The organism is Aquisalimonas sp. APHAB1-3, assembly GCF_048323695.1.
In the GTDB taxonomy this organism is placed as follows: Bacteria; Pseudomonadota; Gammaproteobacteria; order Nitrococcales; family Aquisalimonadaceae; genus Aquisalimonas.
On record NZ_JBLWFT010000001.1, the window covers coordinates 137,261 to 152,083 of the forward strand.

Below are 14,823 nucleotides of genomic sequence, written 5' to 3' on the forward strand. Positions count from 1 at the left end.
CCGCGACCATTGAATGAAAAAAGCCGAAGCCACCGGCGATGGGTGGCTTCGGCTTTCGCGAAGAGTGTTTCGCATCGGGCAGCCGGTGTCGGCTCAGGAGGCCTTCTGGGCAGAGATCCCCAGGTCCCCCATGGCAGCAACCAGGCTCTCCTCGATGATCGCGAGCCCCTTCTCCAGGTCTGCGTCCTCGATGACACAGGGCGGCAGGAGCTTGAGCACCTGGTCGTCGGTGCCGGCCGTCTCGATGATCAGGCCGCGCTGGAAGGCGTGCTCGGAGATCTTCTCCGCCAGCTCGACGTTGCCGAACTCGATGGCCTGCATCATGCCCCGGCCGCGTGGGCAGCCGCGGGCGTTGGGGTAGTTGTGCGCCAGCCCTTCCAGGAACTCCGCCATGCGCTTGCCCTTGCGGGCGATGTCCTTCTCGAAGCGGTCGTCGGACCAGAACAGCTCCAGCGTTCGCTTCGCCGTGACGAACGACGGGTTCTGGCCGCGGAACGTGCCGTTATGCTCGCCCGGGGCCCAGATGTCGTATTCAGGCTTTATCAGCGTGATGGCCAGGGGCAGACCGTAGCCGCTGAGGGATTTCGACAGTGTGACGATGTCCGGGTTGATCCCGGCTTCCTCGAAGCTGAAGAAGTGGCCGCAGCGGCCAAGGCCGGTCTGGATGTCGTCGACGATGAGCAGCATGTCGTACTTCTGGCACAGCTTCTCCAGCCCCTTGAGCCATTCCAGGTCGGCCACATTGACGCCACCCTCGGCCTGCACCGTCTCGGTGATGACCGCTGCCGGCACGTCCACGCCGGAGGCGCCGTCGGCGAGCATCCGATCGATGTACTCGAGGCTGTTGGTGTCCGGCCCGAGGTAACGGTCGAAGGGCATGTGCGTGGTGTTGTCCAGGGTGACGCCGGCACCCTGGCGTTTGAAGCCGTTACCGGTGACGGAGAGCGAGCCCAGGGTCATGCCGTGGAAGGCGTTGGTGAATGCCATGATGGTGTCCCGCTTCTTGACCTTGCGGGCAACCTTCAGCGCGGCCTCCACGGCGTTGGTGCCGGTGGGTCCGGGGAACTGCACGCGATAGCTCATGTTGCGCGGCTTGAAGATCAGTCGCTCGAGCGTCTCCAGGAACTCGGCGCGGGCGACACTCGCCATGTCCAGGCTGTGCGTGATGTTGTCGTCGCTCAGGTACTCGACCAGCGCCTTCTTGAGTTCCGGGTGGTTGTGCCCGTAGTTCATCACGCTGGCGCCGGCGAAGAAGTCCAGATAGGCGTCGCCCCCGGTGTTGTACATGTACGAGCCGCTCGCCTTGGCGAACGTGGTCGGGAAGCCGCGCACGTAGCTGCGAACTTCCGACTCGTGCTGGTTGATGATCTGCATGTGATCCATGGTCATGAGACTGTCCTCACGGCTTGAGTTGATTGGGCCGGTTCGCGTCGTAGGGGCCGATGAAGTACCACTCTTCGGCCTCGTGATCGCCTTCCGGCGGAAACTGGTCTTCCCGGAAGCCCTCGGTGGGCCTGATGGCCGTGTCGAGCTCCCGGGCGATGGCGGTAAACAGGGCCTTGGAGGCGTCGTTGGACGGCGAGATTGTCGTCTCGAGCATCGTCGCTCCAGCTGCTCCCGGGCTTTGCAGGAAAGCGCGGAGCAGCCGTTTGCCAAGCCCCTGGCCGCGCATGCTGGCGTCCACGCCCACCTGCCACAGGAAAATGCTGTCCGGCCGCTGCGGCGGGCGGAAGCCGGTGACGAAACCGACGATGCGGCCTTCGTTCTCGGCCACGATGCACGTGCCGCTGAATTCCCGGGCAAGCAACATGTACATGTAGGCCGAGTTCAGATCCAGTACGCCGGATTCTTTCACCACGCGCCAGATTCCCGCACCATCTTCGACGGTGGGATTACGAAACTGCACTGGTTTGAGTTCGTTGCCGCTCACGCTAACAATCCCCGTTGGGTTACCAATGTTCAGAGCCGGCAGGCAGCACGTCCGTGCTGGCGGCAGAATGGCGCAACTGACCGATCGGCAGACACAGATCGACACTGGCCGCATGCGGCAAGCGTCAGGGCGCGGGAAAGAACCTTGAAGCAAGGTCTTGGGAGGAGCATCCGGCTACCAGCCGACTTGGTCGGAACAGGTGCTCTGCAGTAAGCCAACGATTGGCCTCTCTGTTTTAGTTCGCTTTCCATTCAAGCATTGTTTCCCCATCTCGTCAAGCTTTGTTTTCGTTTTCGGGGTCGTTTGGAAAATAATTCCATTGTTGTTTTGTTCTTGGTTTTTCTTTCAAATTTAATTGAATTAATTATTGCATTAATTGCGAATTTTATTCTTTCATGAGGCGTGTCACAACGTGGTAAGCCGGTAGTTGACTATGGTACGCCGGGAGCGGACGATTGCCGCGGGAATGGCGCTGCCGCGCGCCCCCTGCCCATACGAATTGTACGAGTGATCGCCACAGATGATGGTTCCGACCCTGGCCTCCCTTGGGGCACTGTTTGTCTCGGTTGGGATCCTGCTCCTCGGGGGCGGGCTGCTTGGCACGTTGTTATCCGTTCGGCTCGGGGTGGAAGGGGAGTCGGCCACGGTAATCGGTCTCGTCATGGCGTGCTATTCCGTGGGGTTCGTGCTTGGCACGCTGGTTTGCGACCGTATCATCCAGAAAGTCGGCCACATCCGTGTGTTCGCCGCCATGGCCGCGGTCGCGGCCTGTGCCGCGCTGGTACACGGACTCCATCTCGATCCTCTTCTCTGGGCGGCCATGCGCGTGGTGGTGGGCTTTGCCATCGCCGGGCTGTACATGGTGGCCGAGAGCTGGCTCAACGACCGCACGCCCCGGGAAGTCCGCGGGCAGGTGCTGGGTGTGTATGTGGTGGTGACGTCGCTCGCGCTCGGGTCGGGCCAGTTTCTTCTGGGTATGGGCGACGTCTCCGGTCATCAGTTGTTCAGCCTGGCGGCCATGCTGCTGGCGGCGGCGCTGATCCCCGTGGCCCTCGCCCGGGTGCCGTCGCCGGAGCTCAGGCCAACGGGACGGGTCGGGCTCAGGCAGCTTTACTGGATCTCGCCACTGGCGACCATCACCGCAATGGGTGCCGGTGTGACCAATGGCGCTTTCTTCGCGCTCGGGCCTGCGTTTGCGGTGGATGTCGGCTTCAGTTCCGGTGAGGTGGGCACGTTCATGGGGGCGGCCGTGCTTGGCGGGCTGTTCCTCCAGTATCTGATCGGGCGCTTGTCGGACCGGTATGACCGCCGCCGCATGATCATGGTGGTGGCACTGCTGGTGGCCGGTGCCAGCCTGACCATGGTGGCGATGCAGGGCCAGCCCACCTGGACTGTGATCCCCGTGGCCGTGGTATGGGGCGGTACCAACTTCACCATGTACGCCCTGGCACTGGCCCTGGCTCACGACTTCATGGATCCCGACGAGCGTGTTCCCGCCAGCGCCACCTTGCTGCTGGTGCACGGTATCGGCATGATCATCGGCCCGGTGGTGCTGTCGCAGTTCATGGGGCTGACCGGCGCTCACGGCCTGTTCTTCGGGCTGGCCGTGGTGACCGTGTTGATCGCCCTGTTTGGCTGGTATCGAGACCTGGTGGGGGAGTCCATCCAGGTGGCGACCCAGGAGCGCTACACGGCGACACCGCAGGCAACGCATTCGACTCCGTACTGGGCCGGCCTGGATCCACAGGGCGAGGACGACCAGCTGGAGTTCGAGTTCGAGTTTTCAGAGGATGACTGAACCAGTCCGCAACCCGTCGGTCGGACTCAGGAGCGTATGTCGATGAACACCACCGCACCGGGGCCGGACGCCCCCATTCTCGCCGTGGATGCGGCAACGGACGCCTGTACCGTGGCGCTGTCCGCGGGCGGGCGGACTGCGTGCCGTGGCGGTGTCATGCCCCGGGAGCACGCGGCAAGGCTGCTTGGTCTCGTCGACGAGGTGATGGAAGAACTGCAGGTGCGCGTCGCCGACCTGGCTGCGCTCGCCTGGTGCCATGGGCCGGGTGCATTTACCGGACTGCGTATCGCGGCCGGGGCAGTGCAGGGGATTGCGTGGGGCGGCAGTGTCCCGGTGGTGGGAGTGTCCACGCTCGCGGTGTTGGCCCAGGGCGCAGCCCGCCGGCAGGCGGCGACCCACGTTTGCAGTGCGCTGGATGCGCGCATGGGCGAAGTGTACTGGGGGTGCTATGCCCTCGACACCGGGAGCGGATTGATGCTACCTGCCAGCGAGGATCGTGTGTGCGCCCCGGAGGAGGTGACCGTGCCGGGTGCCTGGGCCGGATTCACGGCCGTGGGCAGCGGCTGGTCCGCCTATCCGGAGGCGTTGTCCGCCCGCACCGGTGCCCCCGACGCGCGCGACGATGTGGAACTCCCGGACGCCCGTGACCTCCTGCCGTTCGCCCGCCACCGTGCCGCTCTTGGTGACACCGTTGCCGCCCGTGACGCCGTTCCGGTCTATCTCCGCGACCGGGTGACCGGTTGAGCCGGACGCCGGTTGCGGCCGACCCTCAAATGCTCTAAAAATAGAGCGAGCGCTCGCTCTATTTTTTGGGGGCATGATCATCCATGAGTGAGATCCACCTGATTCGCCACGGTCAGGCGTCCTTCGGTAGCGACGACTATGATCGTCTCTCCGAGACCGGCCGTCAGCAGTCGCTGCGCCTGCGGGATCACTGGCGTGCCCTGGGGATGCGTTTTGATGTGATCTACTGCGGGATGCTCCACCGCCAGCGCACCACGGCGGATATCCTCATGAGCGGCCAGCTCGCACCCGAGTGGCGTGAATCCGCCTGTCTTGACGAATTTGCCCACCAGCCGGTGCTCCGTGCGTGGGCACGTCGGCTTCGGGAGCAGGACCCGGGCAGCATGCCGGATCGCGACCTGCTGAACTCCGATCGCCGTGTCTTCCAGCGCTTCTATGCCGAGGCCATGACCGCCTGGGTGGATAACCGCCTGCCGGCGATGGAGGGGCTGGAGCCATGGCCGGCCTTCCGCGAGCGCTGCAGTGGTGCACTCGACGAGCTGGTGCGGGATCACCCCCGCGGCGCCCGGCTGGGCGTGGTGACATCCGCCGGGGTGATCGGCGTGCTCATGGGCCGGGTGCTGGGGCTGGACGACCATGCCGCCGTGCGACTGGGATGGACCATCTACAACAGTTCCCTCACGCGCCTGCGGTTCGGCAGCGGCAACGAGGCGAGTCTGACCGATTTCAACGCCGTGCCCCACCTGGAACACCCCGATTCCGCCGAGATGATCACGTTCCGATGACAGCGATGGCGACAGACAGCGAGGGTTTTCCCGCTTTTCACCGGGCGCTGTGCAGCCGGCAGGAGGAATTCCTGCGGGAAGTCTACGAGCGCCACCAGGACGTCATTCGCATCAAGTCGGAGGCCGTGGCCCTGCGCAAGCTGGGGCTGATCTTCGAGAAGACCCTGGAGATCAGCAACCACAACGGTTTTCAGGCCACCAGCGTGCGCGACCTCAGCGAGGCCACCGGCATCAGCATGGGATCGCTGTACTCCTACATTGAAAGCAAGGACCGTCTGCTCGGCATGATCCTCAGCTACGGCCGGGTCGTGGTGGATCGCACCCTGCGCATTCCGGACGCGGTTACCGATCCGGTTGCCCGGCTGCGTCACGTGTTGCGTACGCACGTGTACGTTACCGAGGTGCTGCAGCCGTGGTTCTATTTCTCCTACATGGAGTCCCGCCACTTCGACCGCGACGCGCGCGAGCGTGCCATCGCCGGTGAGCTGCGGACCGAGCGGCTGATCATCGGCCTGCTGGAGGAGGGGATCGCCCAGGGCGCATACCGGATCGAGGATCCGGAGTTCACGGCGGCTTTGATCAAGCCGCTGTTGCAGGAGTGGTACCTCAAGCGCTGGAAGTACCGGCGGCGCAACATCAGCGTGGACGGCTACGCTGATGGCATGATCGCATTCGTTGAGTCCTCAGTCGTCTGCCGCGAACCGGTGGCGACGGCGACAACCGTTACGGGAGAGAAGCACCAATGACGCAGAAGAACCTGTTCGACCTGACCGGCCGCGTGGCACTGGTTACCGGCGCCAGCCGCGGGATCGGTGAGGCCAGTGCACGGCTGCTGGCGCACCACGGCGCCCATGTGATCGTCTCCAGCCGCAAGCAGGAGGTGTGCGAAGAAGTGGCCGAGAGTATCCGCGCCGACGGCGGCAAGGCATCGGCTTTCGCCTGTCACGTGGGCACCATGGAGCAGATCACGGCGATCTTCGAGCACATCCGCGAGGCCCACGGCCGGCTCGACATCCTGGTGAACAACGCCGCCGCCAACCCCTATTTCGGGCACATTCTCGACACCGACCTGGGCGCCTACCAGAAGACCGTGGACGTCAACGTCCGTGGCTACTTCTTCATGTCCACCGAGGCCGGCAAGATCATGCGCGAGCAGGGCGGTGGCAGCATCGTCAACGTCGCCTCCATCAACGGCGTCAGCCCCGGCAACATGCAGGGCATCTACTCCATCAGCAAGGCGGCGGTGATCAACATGACCAAGGCCTTCGCCAAGGAGTGCGCGCAGTTCAACATCCGCTGCAACGCGCTGCTGCCGGGTCTGACCAAGACCAAGTTCGCTTCGGCGCTGTTCGAGAACGAGGACGTGCGCAAGGGCGTGATGACATCCATCCCGATGCAGCGCCACGCCGAGCCCGAGGAGATGGCCGGCACCATCCTGTATCTCGCCTCCGACGCATCCAGTTACGCGACCGGAACCTGCGTCAACGTGGACGGTGGCCTGCTGGCCTGAGGAGGCGCCATGGTCGGGGACTTCAAGGGCAAGGTGGTGCTGGTCACCGGCGGCGCGTCCGGGATCGGGCGGGCCATCGTCGAGCGCCTGGCGGCGCGGGGCGCCACCCTGGTGATTGCGGACATCCTCCGCAGGGAAGGCGAGAAGGCCGCCGCGGCCGCCCGGGAACAGGGGGTGGACGCCCGGTTTCTGCCGCTGGACGTTCGCGAGCCTGATGAAGTCCGCGATCTCGTGCAGGCCATCGTCGATGCCCACGGCCAGCTCGACTGCGCCGTGAACAATGCCGGTGTCGAGCACGGCCTGCAGGCCCTGGCGGACGTGGGTGACGAAGACTGGGACCGCATCCAGGACATCAACCTCAAGGGCGTGTGGCTGTGTCTGAAGCACGAGCTGCCGCAGATGGTCCGGCAGGGGCGGGGCAGCATCGTCAACCTGGCCTCGGTGGCCGGGCTGGTGGGCGCGCCGCTGCTTGGCCCCTATGCTGCAAGCAAGCACGGTGTCGTCGGCCTGACGCGCACCGCGGCGCTGGAGTACGGCCGCATGGGCGTGCGGGTGAACGCCGTGTGTCCCAGCACCATCCGCACCGAGATGTTCCAGCGCTCCCTGACCGGCCGCCCGGATCTTGCCGAGAAGCTGGTCCGCAACTCGCCGATGCGCCGGCTCGGTGAGCCCGGCGAAGTGGCGGAGGCGGTGATCTGGCTGTGCTCGGACGCGGCGAGTTTCGTCAATGGCCATCAGCTTGCCGTCGATGGCGGCATGACCGCGCAGTAGCGCGATAACCGGGATTACGTACATGAACGAAATGCTGATCAACAGCCGCGACCTGCGGTTCCAGCTCTATGAACTGCTGGGCATCGAGGCGCTGACGCAGCGCGAGCGCTTCGCCGAACACAGCCGTGAGACCTTCGACGCCGCGCTGGAGACGGCCCGGCAGATCGCCGAAGAGCAGTTTGCCCCGCACAACCGCAAGGGCGACGAGAACGAGCCGGTGTTCCGGGATGGCCGGGCCGAGACCATCCCCGAGACCAAGACCGCGTGGAGCGCCTTCGCCGACGCCGGCTTCCTGGCCGCTCACCACGATGCCGAGGACGGGGGCATGCAGATGCCCACCACCATCCAGCAGGCGTGCCATGGGTACTTCTTCGCCGCCAACGTCTCCACCGCCGCCTATCCGTTCCTGACCGTGGCGGCCGGCAACCTTCTGGGCGCCCACGGCAGTGCGGAGCAGAAGGAGCGCTGGCTGCCGCCGATGCTCGACGGCCGCTTCTCCGGCACCATGGCGCTCACCGAGCCCCACGCCGGGTCCTCGCTGGGCGATCTGCGCACCCGGGCCATCCCGCAGGACGACGGCAGTTACCGCATTGTCGGCAACAAGATCTACATCTCCGGTGGCGAGCAGGACATCACCGACAACATCGTCCACATGGTGATCGCGCGCATCGAGGGTGCACCGGCGGGGGTGAAGGGGATCTCCCTGTTCATCGTGCCCAAGTACCGCCTGGACGCCGACGGCAACCCGGCCGAGCCCAACGACGTCACCCTGGCGGGGTTGCTGCACAAGATGGGCTATCGCGGCACCACGTCCACCGTGCTCAACTTCGGCGACAACGGCGACTGCCACGGCTATCTGGTGGGTGAGGCCAACAAGGGCCTGGCCTACATGTTCCACATGATGAACGAGGCGCGGATCGGCGTGGGCGTGGGCGCGGCCCTGCTGGGCTACACCGGTTACCTGCACAGCCTCGACTACGCCCGCAACCGCCCCCAGGGGCGGCCGGTGACGGCCAAGGGCGAGGGCGGTCAGATCCCCATCATCCGGCACGCCGATGTGCGCCGCATGCTGCTGGAGCAGAAAGCGTACGCCGAGGGTGGCATGGCGCTGTGTCTCTACGCCGCCTCGCTGTTCGATGACACCAGCACCGGCCCCGACAAGGCGAGCCGCGCCGAGGCGCAGGAGCTGCTGGATCTGCTGACCCCGGTGGTGAAGTCGTGGACTGCCGAGTACGGCTGCAAGGCCAACGACCTGGCCATCCAGGTGCTGGGTGGTGCCGGTTACACCCGGGACTACCCGGTGGAGCAGTTCTACCGCGACAACCGGCTCAACCCCATCCATGAGGGCACCAACGGCATCCAGGGCATGGACCTGCTGGGGCGGAAGATGCACCAGAACGGCGGTGCCGGCTTCAAGGCGTTGCTCACCCGCGTGAGCGCCGCGATTGAGGAAGCCCGCGGTCATGACGAGACGGCGCCACTGGCGGCCGACCTGGAGCAGGCCATGGGCACGGTCACCGCCACTGCGAGGGCGCTTGGCGAGGCGTTCGGCAGCGAGGGCCCCGAGCGGGTCATGGCCAATGCCTCCGTGTACCTGGACCTCATGGGCCGGTTCGTCGTCAGCTGGCTGTGGCTGCGTCAGGCCACGGTGGCGGCACGCGCCCTGCCGAATGCCCACGCGGACGACACCGCCTTCTATCAGGGCAAGCTCCAGGCGGCGCGCTACTACCTGCGCTGGGAACTGCCCCGGATCGAGCATCAGAGCCGCCTGCTTCAGGGGCTCGACGACACCTGCCTCGCCATGCGCGAGGACTGGTTCTGAAACCGAGGAGAGACCATTGAGTGACAACAACCGTCAGGTCAAATTGATCCAGCGCCCCGAGGGCGAGCCCGCCCCGGAGATTTTCGAGGTCAGTGAGACGCCGGTGCCCGAGGCGGGCGAGGGCGAGTTCCTGGTCAAGGTACTTTACCTTTCCGTGGATCCCGCCATGCGCGGCTGGATGAACGCAGGCCGCTCGTACATTGAACCGGTGGAGCTGGGCGACGTCATGCGTGCCGGCGCTGTCGGCCGGGTCGTCAGTTCGCGCAACAGCCACTTTGCTGAGGGCGATTACGTCAGCGGCATGTTCGGCGTGCAGCACTACGCCGTGTCCGACGGCAAGGGCGTGCACAAGGTGGATCCGTCCATTGCACCGCTGGAGCGGTACCTGGGTGTGCTGGGCATGCCGGGCATGACCGCCTACTTCGGCCTGCTGGAAGTCGGCCAGCCGAAAGCGGGCGACACCGTACTGGTCTCCGGTGCAGCCGGCGCCGTGGGGGCCACCGTCGGCCAGATCGCGAAGATCAAGGGCTGCACCGCCGTGGGCATCGCCGGCGGCGAGGACAAGTGCAACTTCGCCCGCGAGGTGGGCTTCGACGATGTCGTGGACTACAAGGCCGAAGCTGCGGCCAAGGGCATCAAGCGTGCCTGCCCGAAGGGCGTGGATGTCTACTTCGACAACGTCGGCGGCGAGATCCTGGAAGGGGCGCTGTCCCGGCTGCGGCTGAACGCCCGCGTGGTGCTCTGCGGCGCCATCTCCCAGTACAACAATGCCGACGCCCTGGTCGGGCCGCGAAACTACATGTCGCTGCTGGTGAACCGGGCGCGGATGGAGGGCTTCGTGGTGTTCGACTACGCCAGTCGCTACGACGAGGCGGCCCGTGAGATGGCCCAGTGGATCCAGGAGGGCAAGCTCCAGGCGAAAGAGCACGTGGTGCACGGTATCGACGACTTCCAGAAGCACCTGATGATGCTGTTCCGGGGCGAGAACTTCGGCAAGCTGGTCATCAAGGTGCAGGACGACTGACGACCGCAGGCACCGTCATGCAACGGCACCATCACAGAACCGTAGGGTGGACCTTCAGGTCCACCATTCCATGTCCATACAAGACACGACCATAGACGAGCGAGGAGACAGCACCATGCGCGCAGTACTCTGCAAGGAGCACGGACCACCGGAATCCCTGGTGACCGAGGACGTGGCAAGCCCCGCCGTGGGCGAGAACGAAGTCCGTATCGGCATTCACGCCTGCGGTGTGAACTTCCCCGACACGCTGATCATCCAGGGCAAATACCAGATCCAGCCGGATCTGCCGTTCTCGCCCGGTTCGGAAGTGGCCGGTGAAGTGCTGGAAGTGGGCGCCGGTGTCACCAACGTCAAGGTCGGCGACCCGGTGATGTCGCTCACCGGCTGGGGTGGCTTCGCCGAGGAAGTCGTGATCGGCGCCGACCGCGTGCTGCCCATGCCGTCGACCATGGATTACGTCACCGGCAGCGGCTTTCCGATGGTCTACGGCACCTCGTATCATGCCCTTAAACAGCGCGCCAACCTGGCTGCCGGCGAGACGCTGCTGGTTTTGGGTGCATCCGGTGGTGTGGGCCTGGCGGCCGTGGAGCTGGGCAAGGCCATGGGCGCCCGAGTGATCGCCGCCGCCAGTTCCGATGCCAAACTGGAAGTGGCCCGCGAGCACGGCGCCGACGAACTGGTGAACTACAGCGAAGGCAGCCTCAAGGACAAGGTGAAAGAGCTCACCGGGGGCAAGGGCGCCGACGTCATCTATGATCCCGTGGGTGGTGAGGCGTGCGAGCAGGCCCTGCGCTGCATCAACTGGAACGGCCGCCTGCTGATCATCGGCTTCGCCAGCGGCACCATCCCGAAGATTCCCGCCAACCTGCCGCTTCTGAAGGGCTCCAGCGTGGTGGGCGTATTCTGGGGGGACTTCGTGCGCCGGCAGCCCCAGGATAATGCGAAGAACTTTCAGGAACTCTTCGCCATGCACGCCGACGGCAAGCTCAAGCCGCACGTGTGGAAGACGTTCCCGCTGGAACAGGCTGCCGATGCCCTGAACGGCCTGCTGAGCCGCGAAGCCACGGGCAAGATCGTACTGACCACGGGTCGGGGCTGATCGATCACGGTGCCGTCGGCGGAGCCGGCGGCACCGGGGCCCGGAGGAGGTATCAGGCGTTGGCCGCAGCGTCCGAGTTGCGAGCTGCCAGTCCGTGTATGCGCTTGACCATGGCGAAGAAGCCGTCCCGCCGGTTGGGCGTGAGCTGCTTGCCCAGCCCCAGCTGATTGAACAGCCCCTCGATATCCGTATCCATGATCTCCTGCGGCGTGCGGCCCGAGTACGCCTTCAGCAGGATGGCCACCAGCCCCTTGACGATGAAGGCGTCGCTGTCAGCGCGGAAGTGCAGCCGCGGTGGGCTGCCGTCCTCCACGTCGGTGATCAGCCAGACGTTACTGGTGCAGCCGTCCACCCGGTTGGCCTCGGTGCGCGCCTCGTCCGGGAAATCCGGCAGGTCCCTGCCCATGTCGATGAGCAGCCGGTAGCGGTCTTCCCAGTCATCGAGGAATTCAAAGGTGTCGACGAGATCCTGGAGTTCCATGGAGCAGCACTCGGTTCAGAACTGAGGCCCCACCATAACACAAGGTCGCTGGGCGTCGCCGGGACGTGTGGCATACTCATGCCAGGAGGGCGTCGCTGGCCGGCGGGCCGCGACGGCGTAAACCCGACGTGGAGGTGCAATGCTGGACGTCCAGTTTTACGGTGTATTGCAGCAGGTGGCGGGGACGCGGTCACTGCAGGTGGACCTCAAGGATGACGACATCACCGTGGACCAGGTGCTCACGCAGCTCCGGCAGGACGTGCCGGCGCTCTCCGCTCATCTGCCGCGGGTGGCCTGCGCTCAGGGCGAGAGTCTGGTGCGCCGGTCCGACGCGGTGGACCCGCGCCAGCCCCTGGTGCTGCTGCCACCGGTCAGTGGCGGTCGCGGTCCCGGCCAATGGAGGAACACCTGATGCAGCGCATTACCGAAGCGCCGCTGGACGTGAACACGCTCCTGGCAGAGACCGAGAACGACACCTGCGGTGCATTCGTGGTCTTCGGCGGGGTGGTGCGCAACCACCACCAGGGGCGTGGCGTCGCCGGCATGAGCTACACCGCATACGGCCCCATGGCCGAGAAGGTGCTGGAAGAGCTGGAGCAGGAGACGATCCAGCGGTTCGGGGTCGCCGAGTGCCGCATCATGCACCGCATAGGCAAACTGGAAATCGGCGAGGCCAGTGTGCTGGTGGCGGTGCGCTCCGCGCACCGGGCGGACTCCTTCGAGGCCGGTCAGTACGCCATCGACACGCTCAAGGAGCGTCTTCCGGTGTGGAAGGAGGACTTCTACACCGATGGCAGCAGTGGCTATCAGGACGGTGTGCCGCTGGAGACCTCCGAGGCGACAGAGACAGAGCGCGGAGGTCGTGGCCATGAGTGACGCCGTGACGCCGGATGCCAGTGGTTTCGTGCCCCTCCCCATTGCGGTGCTCACCGTGTCGGACAGCCGCACCGCCGATGACGACAAGTCCGGCGATCTGCTGGCCGGCCGCATCACCGCCGCCGGCCACACCGTTGCCGATCGGGCGCTGGTGCGTGACGACGTCTACCAGGTGCGCGCGGTGGTCTCCCGCTGGATCGCCGATGAGGGCGTCAAGGTGGTGATCAGCACCGGAGGTACCGGCATTACCGGCCGAGACACCACCCCCGAGGCCATCACGCCGCTGCTGGACATGGAGGTGAGCGGTTTCGGGGAGTTGTTCCGGCACCTGTCCTGGCAGGAGATCGGCAGCTCGACGATCCAGTCCCGTGCCGTCGGTGGCGTTGCCAACGGAACCCTGGTGTTCGTGCTGCCGGGGTCGTCCGGTGCCTGCGCCACGGCCTGGGACGGCATTCTGCTGGCGCAGCTGGATCGCCGGCACAAGCCGTGCAATTTCGTGTCGCTCATCCCGCGGTTGCGCGAGCACCTGCAAAAGTGAGTCCGCCGCGGCGTGCGCGGGCCGCGGTTGTGCGGTGGGCGGTCGGGACTATGCTGTAGATTGGACGAAAGCCAATAACACAGACCACCCTGGAGGACCCCCATGAAGCCACGCCATATACTGTTTGCCTGTGTCGCAGCGACGCTGCCATTCGCCATGCAGGCGCACGCGGTCGAAGATGCTCCCCAGGCGAGTGCGGAGTTCCTGGACAATGACGGCGAGGTCGTCGGCCATGCACGCATCGAGCAGGGGCCCGTCGGTGTCGTCATCAACCTGGAGCTGAGCGACCTTCCCGAAGGCTGGAAGGCCATTCACGTTCATGCCAAAGGTGAGTGTCACGACCACGAGGACGGGTTCCAGGCGTCCGGTGGGCACCTGAACCCGGACGACGCCAAGCACGGCTTCCTGAATCCGGAAGGCCCCGACGCCGGTGACCTGCCCAACTTCTACGTGCACGGCGACGGCACCGCCATGGCCGAGATGTTCAACGAGCGGGTCAGCCTGGATGGCAGTTTCGGTGCCAACATGATGCACGAGGACGGCACGGCCCTCGTCATCCACGAGGCGCCCGATGATCACATGACCCAGCCCATTGGTGGCGCCGGGGCGCGGATCGCCTGTGGCGTGGTGGAATCCGACGACTGATCGTCATGAGCGGGCATCCGTGCCGGATGCTCGCGTTTCCTGCAGGACAAACCGGCCCGGGATGGCCCCGATCGAGAGAGGGTGCCTATGCGTCGCAGAAGCTTCGTCACGGCGTGCGCCGTGGGAGTCGGGTGTCTGGGGGCCGGACCCAACTGGCTGTTTGCAAACGGCGAGGCAACGCCACGCCGCTACGAATCCGTCCGGCTTGTCGACGGACGCGGGGAGCCCTTGCGGGCCAGCGATGTCGAGGAAGGCCGCAATTACGTCTTTCATTATCCGTACAAGGCGACGCCCTGCTTCCTACTGGATCTTGGTCGGTCCGTGGAGGCGCGCAACGGCCTGCGTACGCGGGATGGAGCGACGTATGACTGGCCCGGCGGCGTCGGGCCCGGAGGGTCGCTGGTGGCGTTCTCCGCGATCTGTGCCCACAAGATGGCCCACCCCACCTCCCAGGTCAGCTACATCGGGTTCCGGCAACCGGGTGAAGGGGCGAACGGCGGCAAGATCACCTGTTGCGCCGAGAACAGTGTCTACGACCCTTATGCGGGTGGCGATGTGGTCTCCGGCCCGGCCGAGCAGCCCCTGGCCGCAGTATTGCTGGAGTACGACGCGGCTGGCGATGGGCTCTATGCCACCGGGACACTCGGCGGCGAGCTGTTTCAGCGCTTTTTCGACGAGTTCCAGGCGCGGCTCGCCATGGAGTATCCCAATGGTGAGCCCGATGCCAGGGTCAGGGATTACTCGGAAGTGCTGCCCATGTCGCAGTTCAGCGGCAACGTCATGCGCTGCTGAGAAAGTGG

Annotated in this window: 17 protein-coding genes; 14 read left to right on the forward strand and 3 right to left on the reverse strand. The window is 65.4% G+C overall.

Going from position 1 to position 14,823, the window contains the following annotated elements; all coding sequences use genetic code 11:
- Positions 1–93: 93 nt before the first annotated feature.
- Both ectB and ectA read right to left on the reverse strand, forming a co-directional pair.
- Positions 94–1,389, reverse strand: coding sequence for a diaminobutyrate--2-oxoglutarate transaminase (gene ectB / locus ACNSTU_RS00575; RefSeq protein WP_290633574.1), 1,296 nt, complete (start codon positions 1,387–1,389; stop codon positions 94–96).
- A gap of 10 nt (positions 1,390–1,399) precedes the next feature.
- A complete protein-coding gene (ectA, locus tag ACNSTU_RS00580; protein ID WP_290633576.1) occupies positions 1,400–1,930 on the reverse strand; it encodes a diaminobutyrate acetyltransferase in 531 nt (176 codons plus the stop codon).
- Between the two features lie 520 nt (positions 1,931–2,450).
- On the opposite strand from ectA, the gene ACNSTU_RS00585 reads away from it, so the two are divergent.
- From ACNSTU_RS00585 to ACNSTU_RS00625, 9 genes are all read left to right on the forward strand, one after another.
- Positions 2,451–3,728, forward strand: coding sequence for an MFS transporter (locus tag ACNSTU_RS00585; protein ID WP_290633578.1), 1,278 nt, complete (start codon positions 2,451–2,453; stop codon positions 3,726–3,728).
- 42 nt (positions 3,729–3,770) lie between these two features.
- On the forward strand, positions 3,771–4,472 hold the full coding sequence (gene tsaB / locus ACNSTU_RS00590; protein WP_290633580.1) for a tRNA (adenosine(37)-N6)-threonylcarbamoyltransferase complex dimerization subunit type 1 TsaB: 702 nt from the start codon (positions 3,771–3,773) through the stop codon (positions 4,470–4,472).
- 83 nt (positions 4,473–4,555) lie between these two features.
- A complete protein-coding gene (locus ACNSTU_RS00595) occupies positions 4,556–5,257 on the forward strand; it encodes a histidine phosphatase family protein (protein ID WP_290633582.1) in 702 nt (233 codons plus the stop codon).
- Between the two features lie 5 nt (positions 5,258–5,262).
- Positions 5,263–6,003 carry a TetR/AcrR family transcriptional regulator gene (locus tag ACNSTU_RS00600; RefSeq protein WP_418211995.1) on the forward strand — a complete coding sequence of 247 codons (741 nt, stop codon included), beginning with the start codon at positions 5,263–5,265 and terminating at the stop codon, positions 6,001–6,003.
- Positions 6,000–6,767 carry an SDR family oxidoreductase gene (locus ACNSTU_RS00605; protein ID WP_418211996.1) on the forward strand — a complete coding sequence of 256 codons (768 nt, stop codon included), beginning with the start codon at positions 6,000–6,002 and terminating at the stop codon, positions 6,765–6,767. Before ACNSTU_RS00600 ends, ACNSTU_RS00605 begins: the two co-directional genes overlap by 4 nt.
- A 9-nt stretch (positions 6,768–6,776) precedes the next feature.
- Positions 6,777–7,538 (forward strand): glucose 1-dehydrogenase, encoded by a 762-nt coding sequence (locus ACNSTU_RS00610; RefSeq protein ID WP_418211997.1) that lies wholly within the window; start codon positions 6,777–6,779, stop codon positions 7,536–7,538.
- Between the two features lie 22 nt (positions 7,539–7,560).
- Positions 7,561–9,360 (forward strand): acyl-CoA dehydrogenase, encoded by a 1,800-nt coding sequence (locus tag ACNSTU_RS00615; RefSeq protein WP_418211998.1) that lies wholly within the window; start codon positions 7,561–7,563, stop codon positions 9,358–9,360.
- Positions 9,361–9,376: 16 nt separating this feature from the next.
- Positions 9,377–10,384, forward strand: a complete 1,008-nt coding sequence (locus tag ACNSTU_RS00620; RefSeq protein WP_290633189.1) for an NADP-dependent oxidoreductase — start codon at positions 9,377–9,379, stop codon at positions 10,382–10,384.
- A gap of 115 nt (positions 10,385–10,499) precedes the next feature.
- Positions 10,500–11,483: an NADPH:quinone oxidoreductase family protein gene (locus ACNSTU_RS00625; RefSeq protein ID WP_290633187.1), complete on the forward strand. Its 984-nt coding sequence runs from the start codon at positions 10,500–10,502 to the stop codon at positions 11,481–11,483.
- Positions 11,484–11,535: 52 nt separating this feature from the next.
- On the opposite strand, the gene ACNSTU_RS00630 is transcribed toward ACNSTU_RS00625, so the two are convergent.
- Positions 11,536–11,964, reverse strand: a complete 429-nt coding sequence (locus ACNSTU_RS00630; protein ID WP_290633185.1) for a SufE family protein — start codon at positions 11,962–11,964, stop codon at positions 11,536–11,538.
- 139 nt (positions 11,965–12,103) lie between these two features.
- Between ACNSTU_RS00630 and ACNSTU_RS00635 the strand changes: the two genes are divergently transcribed.
- From ACNSTU_RS00635 to ACNSTU_RS00655, 5 genes are all read left to right on the forward strand, one after another.
- Positions 12,104–12,376: a MoaD/ThiS family protein gene (locus ACNSTU_RS00635; protein ID WP_290637010.1), complete on the forward strand. Its 273-nt coding sequence runs from the start codon at positions 12,104–12,106 to the stop codon at positions 12,374–12,376.
- The gene (locus ACNSTU_RS00640) at positions 12,376–12,840 is read left to right on the forward strand and encodes a molybdenum cofactor biosynthesis protein MoaE (protein ID WP_290633181.1); all 465 of its coding nucleotides are present in this window, start codon (positions 12,376–12,378) and stop codon (positions 12,838–12,840) included. Before ACNSTU_RS00635 ends, ACNSTU_RS00640 begins: the two co-directional genes overlap by 1 nt.
- On the forward strand, positions 12,833–13,378 hold the full coding sequence (gene moaB, locus ACNSTU_RS00645) for a molybdenum cofactor biosynthesis protein B (protein ID WP_290633179.1): 546 nt from the start codon (positions 12,833–12,835) through the stop codon (positions 13,376–13,378). Before ACNSTU_RS00640 ends, moaB begins: the two co-directional genes overlap by 8 nt.
- A gap of 102 nt (positions 13,379–13,480) precedes the next feature.
- On the forward strand, positions 13,481–14,023 hold the full coding sequence (locus ACNSTU_RS00650; protein WP_290633177.1) for a superoxide dismutase family protein: 543 nt from the start codon (positions 13,481–13,483) through the stop codon (positions 14,021–14,023).
- Positions 14,024–14,110: 87 nt separating this feature from the next.
- Positions 14,111–14,815, forward strand: coding sequence for a twin-arginine translocation signal domain-containing protein (locus tag ACNSTU_RS00655; protein ID WP_290633175.1), 705 nt, complete (start codon positions 14,111–14,113; stop codon positions 14,813–14,815).
- Positions 14,816–14,823 lie beyond the last annotated feature (8 nt).